Source organism: Sphingobium sp. FG11 (genome assembly GCF_057809915.1).
The window spans coordinates 146,351-162,289 of sequence record NZ_JBMDKW010000004.1 but is presented as its reverse complement, the minus strand read 5'-3'; the positions used below and the strand labels follow the sequence as shown (position 1 = coordinate 162,289).

The following is a 15,939-nucleotide window of genomic DNA, read 5'->3' as shown; positions in this document are numbered from 1 at the left end:
CTGATGTATTTGAACAAGATTTCGGCTGGCGCCCACACTTATGGCAAGCCGGGCGAGAATAGCCCGGAGCGGCTGGCGCGCCAATATATGCCGCTGGTCCGCAAGATCGCCTGGCATGTCCATGGCCGGGTTTCGAGCGCGATCGAGATCGAGGATTTGCTCCAGATCGGCATGGTCGCGCTGGTCGAGGCCGCCAACAGCTTCGAGGATCGGGGTCTGGGCTTCGCCGCCTATGCGCAGTTGCGCGTGCGCGGGGCGATGATTGACCATTTGCGCCGGCAGGCGACGCTCAGCCGTTCCGCCATGGCGCAGCGCAAGCAGCTGGCGTCCGCGCGCAACGGGCTGGAGCAGAAACTCGGACGTCTGCCCACCGAAGCGGAAATGTCCGCCGCCATGGGGCTGGAACCGGCCGACTATCGCGAAATGGCCGATGGCGCCGAGATGGTCCAGCACACGAGCATGGACGAGGTCTATTCCGACCAGTCGATGTGGTTCGCCGATGTCGAAGACCGCGCCGACGACATCATGGAACGCGAGTCGCTCAAGAAAGCGCTTGCCGCCTGTATCGGCGAATTGCCGCAACGCGAGGCGCTGGTGTTGCAACTCTATTTCGTGGAGGAACTGAACCTCGACGAGATCGGCCGGACGCTGGATATCGGCGCGGCGCGGGTGTGCCAGATCAAGAAGGCGGCGCTCGACAAGCTGCGCGAGAAACTGCGCGACTGGGATTGAGCGCTTCGCCGTTCCCGGTACGGATTTGCCGCCGTGCAAAAATAAGTGCGCCGCTGCCCTTCATCCCGCGCGGGTGAAGGCCATATTGTTGCCGGGTTAGCGAGCGGGATGGCAGCAGATGAGCATCAGGATCGGCATTAGCGGCGGATTGACGGCGCCGCATTCCCCGGACGCCTACTGGAAATGGGTTGATCTGTGCGAAGAGGCGGGCATCGACAGCATCTGGCATTCGGACCAGCTTTTGGGACCGGGCGTTGAGCCGATCGCGATGCTGGCCGCACTCGCGGCGCGGACGCAGCGGCTGCGCTTTGGCACCAACGCCCTCGTCGTGCCCTATCGCGACCCGATCGTCGTCGCCAAGCAGTTCGCGACCATCGACTTCATCGCGCCCGGCCGCCTCTTGCCGGTGTTTGGCGTCGGCACGGGGTTCGATCCCTATTGGGCCGCGACCGGCATGCCGCCGAGCGCGCGCGGCCAGCGCGCGAATGAAGCGATTGCCCTGATCCGCGCGCTGCTGGAACAGGCGCAGGTGTCGTTTTCAGGCGCGCATTTCCGGTATGAAGGCGCAGGGGTCTCTCCCCGACCGGCCAAGGCATTGCCCCTGTGGATCGGCGGCGATTCCGCTGCCGCGATCAAGCGAAGCGCGGCCATGGGCGACGGCTGGCTCGGCGGCTTCACCACGCCCGCGCAAGCCGGGGAGATCGTTAGCCGGATCAAGGCGGCGTTGCCGGAAACGGGGCGCAGCATCGACGCGGATCATTATGGCGTAACGGTGCCGGTGCGCATCGGCGGGGAGCAGGACCCTGCGCTCATCGCGTCGTTGCGCGCGCGTCTGAAAATTCCAGAGCAGGTTCCGGATGGGGATTTGTTCGCTACCGGGAATGCCGAGCAGGTCGCCGCCCTGTTTCGCCGGTTTGTCGCCGCGGGCATTTCTAAATTCGTCGCTTTGCCGATTGCAAGTGGTCCCGACGATCTGCTGGAGCAGACGCGCCTGCTGGCCAGCGAGATATTGCCTGCGGTCGAGGACCCGCTAACGGCGTAATATCGGCCTTGGCCTAACCATCATTGGCGGGGGTGGTGGCGCCCCTGACCCGTGCGAATATGCGGCGGGCCAGGGTCCAGCGGTGCCGCAGCGGACGATAGCCCTGCGTCCGCCACCATGGATCGGCGACCTGGAACAGTCCGCTCCGTTCCGCCCAATTGCCCAGATCCTTGCGCGCCGTCACCGCCGCCAGCACGGGCGCGGCGAACAGCCCGGCCACGACCGGCATGATCCAGCCGACCGAGTCCGCGCGGATCGCCAGCAGCAACAGGCCCGCGCCCAGCAGCAGATGCCATTTGAACAGCCATATCGCGCTGGTGATCGCCATGCCGTCGCGGTCGCGGGTCTGGCCATTCCAGCTACTCTTGCGGCCCATCAATATGCCAAAGAGATTGATCGTCTGCGTCAACATCGCGACCGGGGCCATCAAGATGGACAGGATGACATCGACGATCACCCCCCGCGTCATCCGCGCCGCGCCGCCAAAGCCGATCCGGCGCGCCGGATCGGTGACAGCCCAGACCATCGCGAAGATTTTGGGACCGAAGAGCAGGATCGCGGTCAATCCCAGCAGTCCGCCCGAAGGCAGCACGGCAGCGGCCGGCCACATGCCGGCGACCGCGCCGCCCAGAACCACCAGCATCAGCGCCAGCCAGAGCGGCGAGGTGCAATAGGCGGACGCCCCCACCAGCAACTGGAACCGGCTGACCGGATGCAGCCCGGCGATCTTGCCGATGAGCGGAACATGCTGAATATTCCCCTGACACCAGCGGCGGTCGCGGGTGAACAGGTCGGGCATGGCGGGCGGAAATTCCTCGAAACTGTCGTCCGCGCTGACCATATGTACGTCCCAACCGCGCCGCCGCAGCAGCGCCGCCTCCAGCATGTCGTGGCTCATGATATGGCCGCCGAACGGCGCGCGGCCCGGCAGTTCGGGCAGGCCGCAGCTCTCGGCGAAGGCACGGACGCGCACGATCGCATTATGGCCCCAGAACATGCCTTCGCTGCCCGCCCACCAGATCATCCCGGCGGCGGAGGTGGGGCCATAGAGGCGGCTCGCAAATTGCTGCCAGCGGGCGAACAGCGTGGCCGCGCCCATGACGGTGGGTACGGTCTGGATCAGGCCGACATGCGGATGCCGCTCCATATCGACGGCGAGGCGGGCCATCGTCTGCCCGCTCATCACGCTGTCGGCATCCAGCACGATCATATGATCGTAACCGCCGCCGAAGCGCTGCACCCATTCGGCAATGTTGCCGGGCTTGCGCCCGACATTCAGCGCGCGGCGGCGATAATAGACAGGACGGGCGAAAGAGGACCGCATTTCCTCATAGGCCTTGCGCTCGACCTCGCCATTGACGGGATTGGAATCGGACAGGATGAAAAATTCGAACCGCTCGCCGCCCATCACCTGCGTCAGCGATCGCTCCATGATCGACAGGCGGCCGAGTACGCCCAGAAAATCCTCGTTGCAGACCGGCAACAGGATCGCCGTCCTGCCGCCAAGCGGCGTCGTGGCGCGAGGGGTATAGGGGCGCACGCCACGGCCCTTGCCGATGGTGAGCAGCAGAAAGCCGATCAGGCTGGTGGCGAAGCCGAAGGCGATCCACGCGAAGAGCGGGATAAACAAAGCGAGATAAATGCCCTCCCACACAGAAATGCCGTCGAGGCCGATCGAGCGGCGCATCTCATGCGCGGCCATGGAAGCGGGCAGCAGGGCGAGCAGCACGACCAGCATCCGCCGCGCCCACAGGTCGATATTGACCGGGCGGGCGGGAGCGGAGGGGGGCAAGGCCGAAAAATCCTGCACCGGCATCGCGATCGGCGTTTCGGCGGGCACGGCTTCGAACGCGCCGGAAAGGGCGCCATCACCTGTCGCGATATGGGGCGGGCTATAGCCCTCAACTGCCGTCATTATCGCTCCGTTCGTGACTGACCCGTAACCGGAACCCGGCGATCCCGGCAGATGTTCCCCGCTACGCCCGACTTAGGCGCCCAGCGGATAATGCACATATTCGCTGAACGGAGCCTGTCCATTGCGCAGTTGCAGCCGGATATCGGTCGTCCCGCCCCCCCGTGACCGGCGCAGGTCCAGCACGACGCGATAGAAGCCGGGCTGGCCCAATATCGGATAGCCCGCGCGTTTGACGAGCGCGCCGCCCGCAACATCGGTCCAGATGTCGGGCTTTGCGCCAACCGGCACCCCGGAAAAATCGACCACCAGCCGCTCGATGCCCTGCGCGTCGGCGGCGGCGCGGCGGACGGCATCGATCGTCGCCACCATCGGTCCGGGCGAAGCGGTGGCCGACGACCAGTCGAGCCGATAGCGGGCGTCGATCCGCGTTCTGGCGCGCGGCGGGACGGCGGGCGTCCAGTAGGCCGCGACATTGTCGGTATATTCGCTGTCGGTGGAAAACTCGTACAGGCGGACCTGACCGCCGCCCGAGGGCGCTGTCGGCGTCGCCCAGAGCGAGGGGCGGCGATCGTAAAATACCCCGTCATCCTGATAATGATCGAAATCGCGATCGCGCTGGAGCAGGCCGAAGCCGGGGATGGATGGCTCGACGAAGATGCTCGCGCGGGGAGCCGTGGGATTGACCAGGGGGCGCGCATGCGCGGTGCCGTCCGTCGAGCGGATCGCCAGCATGTCGGAATCATGGACCTCGGGTCGCCAGTCGGACACGCCCTGCGCGCGATTGCCCTGATCGTACCAAAACATGCTGGTCATCGGCATCAGGCCGAGTTCCTCGATCGCGCGGCGGGGGAAAAGCGCGGCGGTCACATCCTGCCGCACCCCGTCCGGCGCGAGGCTGTTGACGAAGCGGAACGCACCCGTAATCGATGCGCCGTCGAGCAGGGCATGGACGGTGACGCTGCTGCGCCCCGTTCGCTCCAGCCAGAAATGGGTGAAGCGGGGAAATTCCTCCTTGCCCGGCAGGCTGGTGTTGATCGCGATCCCGCGCGCGGACAGGCCGAACTGCTTCTGCGCGCCCGCCGCGCGGAAATAGCTTGCGCCAAGGAAGGCCAGCCAGTCGGCGTCGCGCGCCGCGTTCATGATGCGGAACCCTGCAAAGCCCGCATCGGGACCGAGCGCCGCCACCGCATTGCCGCCGGGCGTTTCGAACATGGCCGGATCGTAGCGCAGCGGCGTCGCGCGGCCTCCGGCCACCAGCGCGATCGTCACCGGCTGCGGCGCGTTGGCGCTCAGCGGAAACAGCCGGATGCCGGTGTCGCCGGGCAGATCGCCCCAGATCGTGCGTGCCTCGCGGAAACGGGCCTGGTTGATCGCATCATAATCCACATTGGCCGCGCGCGGATGTGGCGGCACATCCACGAACGGCGTTCGCGACAGACGTTGCGCGCGCGCGACCAGCCTGTCCCATGAAAAAGGTTCGGGCCGGGTCTGCGCCGAAAGATGGGCGGGCAGGATCAGCGCCGCGCCCGTGGCGGCGATCATGGCGCGTCGGTCGATCAGGGTCATGCCCTCATCATGGGTGTTCGCGCCCGCTTTGCAAGCCATCGGGGCGGGGAAGAGTGTGTTTCTTAAGCCGCACCGGCCCTCACCCCCACCCGGCCTCCCAGACATGGTATCCTGATGGGAGGCCGGGTGGGGGTGAGGGCCGGTGCGGATGCGCCAAAGGCGCATTTCGAACATCTTTAACGCGATGAAGCCTCCGTCCGGGGGGACGGAGGCTTCCGATTTGACCGTTCGATCGAAGATGTCGCACCCGGCCCGGTGGGGACTGTTGGTGGACCGGGGGCGACGTGACGGGCTGGCGGTGGTCAAATCCTCAGCCCGTCAATTCAGGTCGGCGGATTAGCCGATCAGCTTGAGCACGCCCTGCTGGCTCTGGTTCGCCTGGGCGAGCATCGCGGTGGATGCCTGGCTCAGGATCTGCTGCTTGGCGAGCGCCGTCGTTTCGGCCGAGAAGTCGGCGTCCTCGATGCGGCTGCGGGCGTCGGTCAGGTTGGTGACGTTCGTGGTCAGGTTGTTGACCGTCGATTCCAGGCGGTTCTGCGAGGCGCCGAGCTTGGCCTGCGCCGTCGAGACTGCCGACAGGGCCGTATCATACAGAGCGAGCGTGCTGGTGGTCGCCGACGCGGCGCTGACGGTCGCGGTGGAGGCGCCGACGACGGCCGAGAGGTCCACGCCGCCGAGCGACAGGCTGACCGTATCGTTTGCGGTCGCGCCGGCCTGGATCGTGACGGTGGCGGCCGATGCGGGGAACAGCGAGATGCCGTTGAACTTGGAGTTCGTCATCGTGGTGCTGATCTGCGTCGACAGCTGGTCGAGTTCCGACGTGATGTTCGACTTGGCGTTGGTGTCGTTGGTGCCGTTCAGCGCCTGGACGGTCAGTTCCCGCATGCGCTGGAGCATGTTGGACACTTCGTTCAGCGAACCTTCCGCCGTCTGCGCCAGGCTGATGCCGTCATTGGCGTTGCGGATGCCCTGGGTCATGCCCTTGATCGAGGCGGTCATGGTGGAGGCGATGGCGAGGCCGGCGGCGTCGTCCTTCGCGCTGTTGATGCGCTTGCCGGTCGACAGGCGTTCCATTGCGGTTTGCAGCGACTTCGAAGCCATCGAGGAAGCGTTGGCCGAGCGCAGCGCTGCAGTGTTCGTTCCGATAACAGTCATGGGTTTCCCTTTCCATTCAATATCAGGTCGCTGCCACGCGGCGCTTGCGGCCTCAGGGGGGATAACGACAGGCTGGCGGAGGGCTTTAGGGAGAAATCGCATTTTATGTTCCCGCCCCGGCAAAAGGGCGGTTCTACGCGCGCGCGTAGAACAGGAGCATGCCCTGCTTGCCGCCGGGCGGAAAAAAATTGCCGCTGACCGGCAATGGAAAACGCGCTGTTAACCATATGATAACCACGAGACGGCAGATTGACCCTTATCGAAGGGGGCTGGAACGTGCGGGGGCACTCACCGGCCAGATCATTTGGGGACTGCCATGTCATCTGTTGACGTGAGCCGTGGGGTCTGCGCGCTCGTTCCGGGCTTGCAGCACTGGCTCGAAAATGTCTTTTTCGCGGTACGCTCAGTCGATGCCGCCGCCCCGCGTGAGCGGGATGACCGGCGTATCCTGCTGGCGACCGAAATCGGTCACGCCACCCATCGCGACATCTTGATCCACATCGTCGAGGGCGCGCCCTCCTTCGTGCCCGCCGCGAACGGCCTGCCGGCCCGCATCGCCTTTGCGCTGGAGGATATGGGCTTCGCCTTCGCGCTGATCGCCGAACTGGCCCGCTCCACCGGCGTTCCGGCAGTGGGCGACAGCGCCAGTGCGCGGCTGATGACGCTGGCCAGCCGGCTCGCGCGCAGCGACGCCACTGTCTTGATCCAGGGCGACACCGGCACCGGCAAGGAAGGCATGGCGCGCTTTCTCCACGCGCAGTCGGGCCGCACCAGCGGCGACTTCATCGCGGTCAATTGCGCGGCGCTCCCGGAAACGATGATGGAAGCGATGCTGTTCGGCCATCGCAAGGGCAGCTTCACCGGCGCGGCCGCCGCATCGGAAGGGTTGTTCCTCGCGGCGGATGGCGGCACGCTGTTCCTCGACGAAATCGCCGAGCTGCCGCTCGCGCTTCAGGCCAAGCTGCTGCGCGCGCTTCAGGAAGGCGAAGTGCTGCCCGTCGGCGCGAGCCATCCGGTTCCGGTCAACGTCCGCGTCATCGCCGCCTGCAACCGCAACCTGTCGGATGAATGCGCGGCAGGCCGGTTCCGCGAAGATCTTTACTGGCGTCTCAACGTCATGCCGCTGGAAATGCGGCCGCTGACGGAGCGTCCGGGCGACATCAGCGCGATCGCTGCCGCGATCCTGCTGCGTCACCATGACAATGCGAAAGGCCCCTTCATCTGGCCGACCGCCGCCGCAATCGCCAAGCTGATGGATCACGCCTGGCCGGGCAACGCCCGCGAGCTGGGCAATGTGCTCCAGCGCGCGCTGGTGCTGCGCGACGGCGACCGGATCGATGCGGACGACCTGCACATCAGCGCCAAGCCGCGCCTTGCGATGGTTTCGCCCGCCCCGGCCGCGCCCGAACCCGTCCGGTTGCGCGACGTGGCCCATCATTCCAAGCTCGACGCCATCCGCCTCGCCCTGCGCGAGACCGACGGCCATCGCGCCGCCGCCGCGCGCAAGCTGGGCATTTCGGAACGCACGCTGCGCTATCGGCTCGCCGAAATGCGCGAGCTGGCTGCGGCCTGAGGGGAGATAGGACATGAGTGGCATTTCCCCGACCGACAGCGTGATGGCGATCCGCAACGCCATCCTGCAAAAAAACGCGGCATTGCGCGATGTCGCCTCGACCGGCGGCGCGTCCGGCCCGGCAGGCGTCAGCGGCGGCACCCAGCCCGGTGGCTTCACCCAGGCGCTCAATTCGGCGCTGCAATCGGTCAACGGCCTCCAGAATCAGGCAGGCGAAGCCGCCGCCTCGTTCGAGCGGGGCGAAACCACGGATATCGCCGCGGTGATGCTGGCCAAGCAGCAGGCGTCGGTCAGCTTCGAAGCGACCCTTCAGGTCCGCAACAAACTCCTGTCCGCCTATAAGGACATTATGAGCATGCCGGTATAATCGATGAGCGAGAACGCACTCACCCTGGATGGCGGTTCGACCGCCTCGACCGGCCTCCCGGCCATGTCCTCACCCTCCTTTGGCGGTCCCAAGGGGTTCGACGCGGTCAAGGCGCGCTTCACGGGTCTGCTCCGGCAGCCCGCCGTCGCGAAAAGCCTGCCGCTGCTCGGCCTTTTAGGGGTCGTGGCGCTCGCCGGGCTTGCCTGGCTGGCGCTGCGCGAACCGCCGCAGCGCGACCTGTTCCGGGGCCTGCCCGACAGCGACAAGTCGGCGGTGGCGCAGGTGCTGGACCAGAATGGCATCGCCTATGATTTCAGCAGCGCGGGCGGCATGACCGTTTCCGACAGCGATTATTTCAAGGCGAAGATGATGCTCGCCGCGCAGGGCCTGCCCAAGAGCGCGCCCGACGGCAACAGCATGATCGACAGCCTGCCGATGGGCGCCTCGCGCGCGGTGGAGGGCGAAAAGCTGCGCTCCGCCCGCGAGATGGACCTCGCCCGCACGATCGAGGCGATCGACAGCGTCGAGACCGCGAAGGTCCACCTCGCCGTCGAACCGCCGAGCGTGTTCCTGCGCGATCGGTCCAAACCGTCCGCCTCGGTGATGCTGCGGCTTGCCAGTGGCCGGACACTGACTGATGCGCAGGTGAGCGCCGTCGTCCATCTCGTCGCGTCGTCGGTGCCCGAACTCAATCCCGACGATATTTCGGTGGTCGACCAGAATGGCCGGCTGCTCAGCCATAATGACGGTAACGCTGCCGACGACCGCCAGCTCGCGATCCAGACGCGGATCGAGGATCGTTATCGCCAGTCGGTCGTCGCGCTGCTGACGCCGATCCTTGGCACGGAGAAATTTTCCGCCGAGGTCCACGCCGAGCTGAGTTTCGCCGAGCGCCAGGCGACGCGCGAAACCTATCCGCAGGATGAGGCGCGGCTGCGCACCGAACAGGGCACATGGGCGTCCGACGAGCGCGGCCAGAAGGGCGGCGAAGCCTCCGGCGTTCCCGGCGCGCTCAGCAATCAGGCGCCGGTCAACCCGACCGTCAGCCAGACCAACCCCAATGGGCAGGCGGTGAGCCAGGGCCAGACCGCCGCGGACGGCGCGACGCCCGGCACCCCGCCCAACCCGCTGATGAAAACGCAGGAGACGTTCAACCGCAGCTTCGAGCTGGGCCGTGAAGTCTCCGTCACCAAGGATGCGGTCGGCACCGTCCGTCGCCTGTCGGTCGCGGTCGCTCTCGATAGCGGCGCGGACGGCAAGCCGCGCAGCCCGCAGGAAATCGCTGCATTGGAAGCGCTGGTGAAGGGCGCGGTCGGCTTCGACCAGAGCCGGGGCGACGTGGTGGCCCTGTCCTCGCGCGGCTTCGCCAAGGCCGTGGAGGTGAAGGCGCCCTGGTATGAAGCCGATTGGGTGTCGCCGCTGGCGCGCAACGGATCGGCGCTGATCGTCGCGCTGCTGCTGATCTTCGGCATCGGCCGCCCGCTGCTCAAGCGCCGCGCCGCCGCGCAGGAGGCACAGGTCGCCGACGTTGCGGTGCAGGGGCAGAAGATCGGCCGCGAAATCTCCGGCGAACTGCACAAGCAGGTGACGCAGAACCCTGATCCGGCCCGACCGGTCACGCTCGACATGATCTCCAGCACGTATGATTATGCCCAGCGCGCCGACCTGATCCGTAACTTCGTCAAGCAGGACCCCGATCGCGCCGCGCTCGTCGTCCGGGACCTCCTGAAGGAGGGAAAGAAGGAAAATGCCTGAGATCGTTCCCGGCCGACCCGAAGCGCTGAAAGGCAGCGCCGCCGCCGCCGTCCTGCTGATGCTGTTCCATGAGGATGAGGCCGCGCAAATCCTGTCGCGTCTGGAACCGGAGGAAGTGCGCCAGCTTGGCTATGCCATGTACGATGTCGCCGATGTCGATCCCGAAGAGGTGAATGAGGCGCTCGACCATTTCGTGACCAAGGCGAAGAAGCGCACGACCATCGGCTATGGCGCGACCCGGCACATTCGCGGCGCGATGACCAAGGCGCTGGGCGAGGAGCGGGCGGAGACGATCCTGGCGCGCATCACCCCGCCGACGCGCTCGACCCAGCTCGAAATGCTCAAATGGATGGACGCCAAGGAGATCGCGGCGCTCATTGAAATGGAGCATCCGCAGATCATGGCGATCGTGCTCGCCCATCTGGAAGCGCCGGTCGCGGCCGATGTGCTGCAATTGCTGCCGGCCGAATATCAGGAAGAGATCGTCTATCGCATCGCCACGCTCGGCCCGGTGTCGAACGAGGCGCTGGACGATCTGGAGCAGTTGCTGCTGCGCGGCCCGGTCAAGAAACAGGGCGCGGCGTCGCAGCGCGGCGGCACGATCGAGGCGGCGGCGATCATGAACAATGTCCGCAAGGATAATGAGCAGCGGATCATGAAGGCGGTGGCCAAGCGCGACAAGATGATCGCGCAGACCATCGAGGAAGAGATGTTCGTGTTCGATAACCTGATCGACATGGATGACAAGAATCTGGGCACGTTGATGCGCACGGTCGACAGCGCGGTGCTGGTCGTCGCGCTCAAGGGCGTCAACGACATGCTCAAGGCCAAGATTTTCAGCTGCATGTCCGCCCGCGCGGCGCAGGCGATCGCCGACGAGATCGAGGAGCGTGGACCGATCCGCTTGGCCGAGGTCATGGATTCGCAAAAGCTGATTATCGCGACCGCCCGCCGCATGGCCGACGCTGGCACCATCATGCTCGGGGGCAAGGGGAATGACTTTGTCTAGGGTCTGGAACGCCGCGAGCCTGCCCGCATTCGACAGCGTTTCGGTCATTGGAGCGGGTCAGGGTGTAGGGAACGGTTTCCGCAGCCTGTATACCGCGCCCCCGGGCGCTCAGACGGCGGCGATGCGGGGGCTGGGCCTGCATGAGGCCGAACCCGCGCAGGACCCGATCGAACAGGCGCAGGTCGAAGCCTTCACCATGGGTTTCGACGAAGGCTGTCGCGTGACGCAGGAAGCGGCGACCGCCGACGATATGGCGCGCGCGCAACTGGCCGATGCGCTGGCGATGCTCGCGCCCGCGCCGAGCGGCATGTTGTCCACCATGTTGTCGGCCACAGTCGTGCGGCTGGTCGAACAGATCGTCGGCGAGGTCGAGATCGACATCGAGCGGCTGGTGCAGCGATGCGACACCGTGTCCGCCTTTATCGAGGATAGCGAAGGGAAGGGGGCCTTGCACCTCCACCCGGACGACATCGTCTTGCTGGAGGGCGAGGATATCGCCGTGAAACTGGTGCCCGACGCCGCCATGCGCCGGGGCTGCGTGCGGCTCGAAACCGGCGATGGCTGGGTGGAGGACGGTCCCGATGTCCGCCTTGCCAGGTTACGCGCCCTGCTCGACGAGATGGAGGGCAAGCCATGATCCGCGCGGCGCTTGCGCAGGCCGAAAGCCTGTTCGATCATCTTCAGGTTCAGAACCGTCAGCCCCGCCATGTCGGGCGTCTGGTCAGCCATGATGCGGGCATGCTGGAAGTCACCGGCTTTCGCCGCCCGATCGGTGCGGGCGCGCGCGTGATCGCCAGCGACGGCACGGTGGCGCGGGCCGAAGTAGCGGGCTTTCGCGGCGGGCGCACGATTCTGGTGCCGCTCGACAGCGACGCGCCGCTCGAAAATGGCGCGCGGGTCGAACCCGACAGTCAGGCGAACATGGTGCAGGTCGGCGACGGCCTGATCGGCCGGGTCATCGACGCGATGGGCCAGCCGCTCGACCGCAAGGGACCCATCATCGCGGGCGGAAGCTGGCCGCTCAACGGCGTTCGGGGCAATGTGCTGGACCGGGGCCGCGTGACCGAGCCGTTCGATCTGGGGGTACGTGCCGTCAATGCGCTGCTCACCGCCGGGCGCGGTCAGCGCATCGCCATCATCGCTGGTTCGGGCGTCGGCAAATCGGTGCTGATGGGCCAGATGATCGCCGGGGCGGAAGCCGATATCGTCGTCGCGGGCCTGATCGGCGAGCGCGGGCGCGAGGTCAGCGACTTCCTGGAAACCAAGCTCAAGGGATCGATGCACAAATCGATCGTCGTCGCCGTGCCGGCCGATCATCCGCCGGTGCTGCGCCTGCGCGCCGCCGCGCGCGCGACCGCGATCGCCGAATATTTCCGCGCGCGGGGCAAGAAGGTCCTGCTGCTGCTCGACAGCCTGACGCGCTGCGCCCATGCGCAGCGCGAAATCGGGCTGGCTTTGGGTGAACCACCCGCGATGAAGGGCTATCCGCCTTCCGCCCTCGCGCTGATTCCGCGTCTCGTGGAGCGGGCCGGGGTGGACAGCCGCAGCGGCGGTTCGATCACCGCGCTCTATACTGTGCTCGCCGATGGCGACGATACCGACGATCCGATCGTGGACGCCGCCCGCGCGATCGTGGACGGGCATTTCGTGCTGTCGCGGCATCTGTCCGAACAGGCGATCTTTCCCGCGATCGATGTCGGCAAGTCCCTGTCGCGCGTGATGGCCGATGTTGTGAGTGACGAACATAAAGCCGCCGCCGCGTCCTATCGCCGCCTGTGGGCCGCTTATGAGGAAAATCGCGATCTCATCCTGATGGGCGCCTATCGCCCCGGCAATGATCCGGTGATCGATGAAGCGGTGCAACGGCGGCAGGAGATTCTCGATTTCATCCGCCAGGATCAGAAAAGCCGCATCGACCTGGCCACCAGCGCCGACGCTCTCATCGCCGAGTTCGGCGCGTGAAGGGCCTGCTCGGGCGGCGGCAGCGCGTCTTGCGCGTGCGCCATGTGCAACATGCGATGGCGACGGCGGAAACGGCGCGCGCGCGCGACGAGGCCGACGGCATCGCGCGAAACAGCGAACGTCTGGCGCGGGTGCGCAGCGACCTGTTCGGCACGCGGGGCGCGGCGACGGGCGCATCCTTCGCCGCGATGCAGGAACTGGCCAGCCGTCTCGAACAGGCGGGACGCCAGCTCGACGGCGCGCTCTATGACGCCCGGCGAAAGGTCGAGGCCAGGGAAGCGATCGGTCTCGCCACCAATCGCGAAAAGGAAATCGCCGTGCGCCTGAAGGATCGCGCCCATGCGGCGCTGGAAGAATGGCGCGAAAACCGGCTGGCCGCGCTGCCGCGCTATCGCCGGATGCAGCGGACGGGGGACGCCTGACGTGAATATGCTGACCAGCCTCAAGGCGCTGCTCTTTCCCGCTGCCCCAACCGCGACGAGCCTCACGGCGCTGCCTGCGGCGGATGCGGCGAATTTCGCGACCCTGTTGCGCGGGACGATGGCGGCCGTGGGCGTGCCGTCGCCGGATGCGGCGATCGACGCGGCTCCGGCTTTGCCGGTGATCGATAAAGCGAGCGGCGATGAGCCGGTTGCGACACCGAATTTCCTGAATGCGATACCAGCCGGATCGTCTGCGCGCCCTCATGTGGTCATTGATAATGTGGCTGCTCCCTTGCCGTCAGCCGTCCCCTCCGCGACCCATATTCTCGCTTCCCGGCCAGTGCAGTCGGCACCGGATAGCGCCCCCCCGGTCAGCGCCGGTCCGGAGGCGGTTTCGGCCGTGCCGCCGCAGATCGATGCGCAGCCCGCGCCTGTTGTGGCCGCGCCCGTCCCGTTGCCAAGCGGGGCCGCTATCGCCGTGCCGGTCCCACCCGCAGCCGAGGAGGCCGCGCCCGCGCCCGTGGAAAATATACGCGCCAGGTCGGCGGCTCGAGTCTCGTCCGACATTGGTGCGGTGGATAAGGGCCCGCGCGTAACAGCCGCGCATGCTCCGCGTATCGCGGAGGCAGTGGAAGCCTCCGACGAGACGGATCGCGAGCCAACTGAACAGCTGTCGGTGCTTGCTGGCTCCGATGCGCCTCGCCAGCCGACCCCTCCTTTTGCGTCAACGCCTGTCACCGCATCAGCCGCTTCGGTCCATGCGGAAGCGCGATCCGAAGCATCGTCCGGCAGCACTGTGTCGATCACGGACAAGGCCAGGGGGGTGAACACGCTACCAACACGGCCGCACCTCGCGACCGCCCCGACCCGGCACGAAAGTCACCCTGCGGGCATCGCTCAGGAAGGCGACTTTGCGCCGGTCAACGTGGCGATGCCCGATGAGACATCTCCCCGCGCCGCTATGGTGACGGCATCGCCTCCTTCCCCGGCTGCTGCGGCTGTCCCCGCGCCGCCTGCGCCCGCAGACGAGGCTCGCGTCGAGATCTCAATTCCGGTCACGACGGACAAGGTTGCGATGAGCCTGAGCGAGCCGTCACCGGCGGTCGAAGGATTGCCGTTGCCGTCCGCGATCGTTTCGCTGCCCGAGCCTGCGAATGACGCGCCTGCCGGAAGCGCCGTCGCCCCGACGCCCGCCATGCCCGTATCAGCGGGCGTCCCGGTGACGACTCCGCTTGCAACACAACCCTCTCAGGTCGGGCGAAGCGTCGTTGCTGGCGAGGCTCCATCCTCCGCCGACATGGATGCATCCGGTCCCGTCGCGTCGTCTGCGCCCGATGCCATTGTGCAGACCGATGCGCCGCCAGCGCATGCACCAACCGCCCCCATGCGCGCCGAACTACGAGCCACTATAACGCCGGAAATCGGTGATATGGACCCGGCGATCCCTTCACCTCTTCCGATGCATCCGGCTGCGGCGGCTCTCGATAGTCCGTCCATCTCCCCCTTGCCGAAGGGCGATGCGGCCAAGCCATCGGTGCGGCTCGACAATGCCGGGGTCCCGATCGCGCCCGCTACGGTCGAAATGAAAGCAGCGTCCCCGGATGCGAAGCTACCCCTCGCCGCGCCTACTGAAATTGCCAAGCCGGTTAAATTTGAGGCGCTATCTCTTTTAACTTTGGTTCGCGACCAGTTCAGGGCGCGTGTGGGTGGCGAGAAGGACGATCGGGGCAAGATTGCGCCGAAACCTGTTGCCAGCACCGCCGCAATCATCGCGCCCGACACTCCGCTTGCGCCAGTCATTCAGGCCGCGCCGCCCACGCCGACAGTGATGACGCCGTTGCAGGCCGCGCCGCCCGTGGTCGACCTGTCCGCCAGCATCGGCGCGCAGCTCGTCGATATGGGCGTATCGGGCCAATGGATCGACGGTCTCGCCCGCGATATTGCGGGACTTAGCGCCGATGGCGCGCAGGGCCGGTTCCAGATCAATACGGAACAGCTGGGCCAGGTGCAGGTCGATATCCGCCCCGGTATCGGCGGTGCCGCCGTCAGCCTGACCGTAGCGACGGAGGCTGCTGAAATGGCGTTGCGCAAGGATCGCGACCGGCTGGAAACGGGCACGGGGCTTTCGGCTGTTCGCATCACCGAATTGAAGATCGAGCGCGCGCCGGTGGTGGAACCGGCCGCCTCCGCCGACGCGCCGCGCAGGCAGGGCGATCAGCCAGCGACGCCCCAAACGGGCGGCGACTGGCAAACGGCGGGGCAGGGTATGGGCCAGTCGGCCGGGCAGGGGCGCTGGCAGGCGCGCGAAAATTTTGCGCCGCCCCATAAAATCGCGGCCGACATGGCCGTTCTTCAGCAGGCGGACGCACGCGAATCGGTTGCCGATGGCGTGCGCCGCGCAGCCGGCGGGCCGCGCTATGCGTGACGCCGGGGCCATCAGG

The 15,939-nt window shown here is 66.6% G+C and carries 13 protein-coding genes; 10 read left to right on the top strand and 3 right to left on the bottom strand.

All coding sequences use genetic code 11. The features are described from left to right. The first annotated feature begins 3 nt into the window (after positions 1–3). Positions 4–732, top strand: a complete 729-nt coding sequence (locus ACODSN_RS05135) for a FliA/WhiG family RNA polymerase sigma factor (RefSeq protein WP_489053642.1) — start codon at positions 4–6, stop codon at positions 730–732. 118 nt (positions 733–850) lie between these two features. Next, positions 851–1,774 (top strand): LLM class flavin-dependent oxidoreductase, encoded by a 924-nt coding sequence (locus ACODSN_RS05130; protein WP_489053640.1) that lies wholly within the window; start codon positions 851–853, stop codon positions 1,772–1,774. Positions 1,775–1,787: 13 nt separating this feature from the next. Here ACODSN_RS05130 and mdoH read toward each other — a convergent pair whose 3' ends face one another. From mdoH to ACODSN_RS05115, 3 genes are all read right to left on the bottom strand, one after another. Then, positions 1,788–3,689 carry a glucans biosynthesis glucosyltransferase MdoH gene (gene mdoH / locus ACODSN_RS05125; RefSeq protein ID WP_489053639.1) on the bottom strand — a complete coding sequence of 634 codons (1,902 nt, stop codon included), beginning with the start codon at positions 3,687–3,689 and terminating at the stop codon, positions 1,788–1,790. 72 nt (positions 3,690–3,761) lie between these two features. Beyond that, complete coding sequence (locus tag ACODSN_RS05120) at positions 3,762–5,255, bottom strand: glucan biosynthesis protein (RefSeq protein WP_489053638.1); 1,494 nt, start codon at positions 5,253–5,255, stop codon at positions 3,762–3,764. 336 nt (positions 5,256–5,591) lie between these two features. Continuing rightward, entirely contained in the window at positions 5,592–6,410 is an 819-nt protein-coding gene (locus ACODSN_RS05115; RefSeq protein WP_489053636.1) for a flagellin N-terminal helical domain-containing protein, read from the bottom strand. A gap of 316 nt (positions 6,411–6,726) precedes the next feature. Between ACODSN_RS05115 and ACODSN_RS05110 the strand changes: the two genes are divergently transcribed. The 8 genes from ACODSN_RS05110 to ACODSN_RS05075 are packed head-to-tail and all read left to right on the top strand — an operon-like array spanning position 6,727 to position 15,923. Then, entirely contained in the window at positions 6,727–7,983 is a 1,257-nt protein-coding gene (locus tag ACODSN_RS05110) for a sigma-54 interaction domain-containing protein (RefSeq protein WP_489053635.1), read from the top strand. Positions 7,984–7,996: 13 nt separating this feature from the next. Further along, positions 7,997–8,350, top strand: coding sequence for a flagellar hook-basal body complex protein FliE (gene fliE / locus ACODSN_RS05105; protein WP_489053634.1), 354 nt, complete (start codon positions 7,997–7,999; stop codon positions 8,348–8,350). A gap of 3 nt (positions 8,351–8,353) precedes the next feature. Continuing rightward, positions 8,354–10,105, top strand: a complete 1,752-nt coding sequence (fliF, locus tag ACODSN_RS05100) for a flagellar basal-body MS-ring/collar protein FliF (RefSeq protein ID WP_489053633.1) — start codon at positions 8,354–8,356, stop codon at positions 10,103–10,105. Continuing rightward, entirely contained in the window at positions 10,098–11,114 is a 1,017-nt protein-coding gene (gene fliG / locus ACODSN_RS05095; protein ID WP_489053630.1) for a flagellar motor switch protein FliG, read from the top strand. Before fliF ends, fliG begins: the two co-directional genes overlap by 8 nt. Further along, on the top strand, positions 11,101–11,751 hold the full coding sequence (locus ACODSN_RS05090) for a FliH/SctL family protein (RefSeq protein WP_489053627.1): 651 nt from the start codon (positions 11,101–11,103) through the stop codon (positions 11,749–11,751). The genes fliG and ACODSN_RS05090 overlap by 14 nt, the downstream gene beginning before the upstream one ends. Then, entirely contained in the window at positions 11,748–13,076 is a 1,329-nt protein-coding gene (locus tag ACODSN_RS05085) for a FliI/YscN family ATPase (RefSeq protein WP_489053626.1), read from the top strand. Before ACODSN_RS05090 ends, ACODSN_RS05085 begins: the two co-directional genes overlap by 4 nt. Further along, complete coding sequence (locus ACODSN_RS05080) at positions 13,073–13,498, top strand: hypothetical protein (RefSeq protein ID WP_489053625.1); 426 nt, start codon at positions 13,073–13,075, stop codon at positions 13,496–13,498. Before ACODSN_RS05085 ends, ACODSN_RS05080 begins: the two co-directional genes overlap by 4 nt. After that, positions 13,416–15,923 carry a hypothetical protein gene (locus tag ACODSN_RS05075; protein ID WP_489053624.1) on the top strand — a complete coding sequence of 836 codons (2,508 nt, stop codon included), beginning with the start codon at positions 13,416–13,418 and terminating at the stop codon, positions 15,921–15,923. Before ACODSN_RS05080 ends, ACODSN_RS05075 begins: the two co-directional genes overlap by 83 nt. Positions 15,924–15,939 lie beyond the last annotated feature (16 nt).

Bases quoted from the DNA above. Each gene is read 5' to 3' on its own strand.
- ACODSN_RS05135 (WP_489053642.1), top strand. From the start codon at position 4: ATGTATTTGAACAAGATTTCGGCTGGCGCCCACACTTATGGCAAGCCG.
- ACODSN_RS05130 (WP_489053640.1), top strand. From the start codon at position 851: ATGAGCATCAGGATCGGCATTAGCGGCGGATTGACGGCGCCGCATTCC.
- mdoH (WP_489053639.1), bottom strand. From the start codon at position 3,689: ATGACGGCAGTTGAGGGCTATAGCCCGCCCCATATCGCGACAGGTGAT.
- ACODSN_RS05120 (WP_489053638.1), bottom strand. From the start codon at position 5,255: ATGACCCTGATCGACCGACGCGCCATGATCGCCGCCACGGGCGCGGCG.
- ACODSN_RS05115 (WP_489053636.1), bottom strand. From the start codon at position 6,410: ATGACTGTTATCGGAACGAACACTGCAGCGCTGCGCTCGGCCAACGCT.
- ACODSN_RS05110 (WP_489053635.1), top strand. From the start codon at position 6,727: ATGTCATCTGTTGACGTGAGCCGTGGGGTCTGCGCGCTCGTTCCGGGC.
- fliE (WP_489053634.1), top strand. From the start codon at position 7,997: ATGAGTGGCATTTCCCCGACCGACAGCGTGATGGCGATCCGCAACGCC.
- fliF (WP_489053633.1), top strand. From the start codon at position 8,354: ATGAGCGAGAACGCACTCACCCTGGATGGCGGTTCGACCGCCTCGACC.
- fliG (WP_489053630.1), top strand. From the start codon at position 10,098: ATGCCTGAGATCGTTCCCGGCCGACCCGAAGCGCTGAAAGGCAGCGCC.
- ACODSN_RS05090 (WP_489053627.1), top strand. From the start codon at position 11,101: ATGACTTTGTCTAGGGTCTGGAACGCCGCGAGCCTGCCCGCATTCGAC.
- ACODSN_RS05085 (WP_489053626.1), top strand. From the start codon at position 11,748: ATGATCCGCGCGGCGCTTGCGCAGGCCGAAAGCCTGTTCGATCATCTT.
- ACODSN_RS05075 (WP_489053624.1), top strand. From the start codon at position 13,416: ATGCGGCGCTGGAAGAATGGCGCGAAAACCGGCTGGCCGCGCTGCCGC.